3 protein-coding genes are annotated in these 2,504 nt (G+C 69.9%); 2 read left to right on the plus strand and 1 reads right to left on the minus strand.

Annotated elements, in window-relative coordinates:
• The coding region (hemB, locus tag Q4D18_RS11545; RefSeq protein ID WP_303128552.1) for a porphobilinogen synthase at positions 1 to 945 on the minus strand (945 nt) is incomplete at its 3' end.
• Between the two features lie 264 nt (positions 946 to 1,209).
• Between hemB and Q4D18_RS11550 the strand changes: the two genes are divergently transcribed.
• Both Q4D18_RS11550 and Q4D18_RS11555 read left to right on the plus strand, forming a co-directional pair.
• A complete protein-coding gene (locus tag Q4D18_RS11550) occupies positions 1,210 to 1,569 on the plus strand; it encodes a DUF4440 domain-containing protein (RefSeq protein ID WP_303128555.1) in 360 nt (119 codons plus the stop codon).
• A 267-nt stretch (positions 1,570 to 1,836) separates the two neighbouring features.
• Positions 1,837 to 2,504: NYN domain-containing protein (locus Q4D18_RS11555; RefSeq protein ID WP_303128557.1), on the plus strand; the 668-nt coding region annotated here is incomplete at its 3' end.

A 2,504-nucleotide genomic window follows, 5' to 3' on the forward strand; every position in this document is an offset into this window, starting at 1 on the left:
CCAGTAGGTGAGCACGGTGTCGGCGCCGGCGCGCCGGATGGAGAGCACGGACTCGGCGATCGCGGCACGGCGGTCGATCCAGCCGTTGGCCGCGGCGGCCTCGATCATCGCGTACTCCCCCGAGATCTGGTACGCGGAGACGGGCACGTCGGCCATGTCCGCGACCTCCCGCAGGATGTCGAGGTAGCTCATGGCCGGCTTGACCATGACCATGTCCGCGCCCTCCTCAAGGTCCAGGGCCACCTCGTGCAGCGCCTCGGTCCGGTTGGCCGGGTCCATCTGGTAGGTCTTGCGGTCGCCGGTCAGGGCGGAGTCCACGGCCTCGCGGAAGGGCCCGTAGAACGCGGAGGAGTACTTGGCGGCGTAGGCGAGGATCGCGGTGTCCTGGTGACCGGCGTCGTCGAGGGCCTCGCGGATCACGCGGACCTGGCCGTCCATCATCCCGGAGGGGCCGAGCACGTCCGCGCCGGCCTCGGCCTGGGCCACGCCCATCTGCGCGTAGACCTCCAGGGTGGCGTCGTTGTCCACGGCGCCGTCCGCGCGGAGCACGCCGCAGTGGCCGTGGTCGGTGAACTCGTCCAGACAGAGGTCGGACATCACGACGAGCGCGTCCCCCACCTCAGCCTTGACGTCCCGGACGGCCCTGTTCAGCACGCCCTCGGGGTCGAGGGAGGCGGAGCCCGTGGCGTCGCGCTCGGCGGGGACGCCGAACAGCATGATGCCGCCGAGGCCCAGCTCGGCCGCCTCGGCGGCGGCGGCCTTCAAGGTGTCCGTGGTGTGCTGCACCACGCCGGGCATGGACTCGATGGCCGCCGGCTCGCGCACGCCCTCCTTGATGAAGGCGGGCAGGATGAGCTCGTTCTGGTGGAGGCGGGTCTCGGCCACCAGCCGGCGCATCGCGGCGGACTGGCGCAGGCGGCGGGGACGGTTCAGGGGGAAGGGCATGCCCTCGAGTCTAGGCGGCACGGCCGTGCGGGAGGCCGGGTGGAGGCCCCGTCCACGGGTCCGATGGTGTGCATGGGGACCACCGGCCTCAGCGGTCTGCCCGCCCCAGCCCTGGAGTGTCGCGAAGATCCGCCCGGCGTCAACGGTCGTTTAAGGCAACCCCGGCCATCGCCATAAGTCTTGCCTCGCATATGCGCACTCGCTCCCCAGTCGACGAGGAACAGGCTGCTCCCACGCCTGTCGCTGTTGATGGAGACTCTCAGCATGGCGACTCAGGATATGGACCACGTGATCGAGCTCGAAAGAGAGTTGCAGTCTCTCGATACGCGAGCGAATGCACACCGTCTCGCCCAGCTCCTCTCACCGGACTTCATCGAGATTGGCGCTTCCGGAAGGCGATGGGATGCCCGGACGATCTTGGCCCTCCTGTCCGAAGAGGCCTCCAACCCTTGCTCCGATCCCATCCTGATGGCCGACGTGCATGCCCGATCCCTGACAGACGACCTCATCCAAGTCTTCTGGGACTCCATGCAGGAAGGGCGCCGTGCCCGCCGTACGTCCCTATGGCAACGAACCTCTGGTGGGTGGGTGCAGATCTACCACCAAGGCACGCCGCTTCCCTGAGTTCCGTCCAGTGAGCACAGGGCAGTCCCCCGAGGTCTGCCGGGCGTCAACGGTCGTCTATGGCGCCCCCACCGGAACACGCCGATCGGCGCTCTCGCGGTCTTCCTCCCCCGCCACAACCCCTGCCGAAACGGCCCTGCCACGCCCTCCCCGTTGTCGCCGTCTGTGGCGCACCGCCGATTCCGGCCCCCAGCATGAGCCCCGCTTGGCTGCTGCCCGCGGCCCCTCCCGCCCGCCCGCCTCCATGAGGCGGACTACCCTGGATGCATGCCTGAACCCACCCCCGCCTCCCTGCGCATCGCGGTGCTCCTGGACTGCGACAACGTCTCGCCCAAGTACGCCGGCCTGATCCTCGAGGAGCTGGCCACGTACGGCACGCCCACCATCAAGCGCGCCTACGGGGACTGGACCACCACGAACCTCAACGGATGGAAGAAGGCGCTCAACGAGCTCGCCATCCAGCCGGTGCAGCAGTTCGCGTACACGATCGGCAAGAACTCCTCGGACTCCGCGCTCATCATCGACGCGATGGACCTGCTCTGGATGGGCAACGTGGACGCGTTCGCGCTGGTCTCCTCCGACTCCGACTTCACGCGCCTGGCCACCCGCCTGCGCGAGTCCGGCAAGCGTGTGATCGGCCTCGGTGCCCGCAAGACGCCCGCCTCGCTGCGCAACGCCGTGGACCAGTTCATCTACCTCGAGCTGCTGGGCACCCACACGGACGACGCCGTCGACGCCGCCTCGGAGATCCCCGCCCCCACCGCGGAGGCTGATCCCTCACCGAAGGACATCCGCGAGGCCAAGGAGGGCCCGTCCACGGGCAACCGCCGCTCAGGCGGCCGGTCCAAGGCCAAGGGGTCCCCGCGGCCCGCCGAGCCCGCCGAGGCCCCCGAGGACCCCGCGGCGGACGCCCCCGCCGCCGAGCGTCCCGCGTC

Origin of the sequence: Micrococcus sp. (assembly GCF_030523875.1) — a bacterium.
Classification (GTDB): domain Bacteria; phylum Actinomycetota; class Actinomycetes; order Actinomycetales; family Micrococcaceae; genus Micrococcus.

Excerpts from the sequence above, each read along its gene's own strand:
- Q4D18_RS11550 (WP_303128555.1), top strand. The coding sequence starts at position 1,210 with ATGGCGACTCAGGATATGGACCACGTGATCGAGCTCGAAAGAGAGTTG.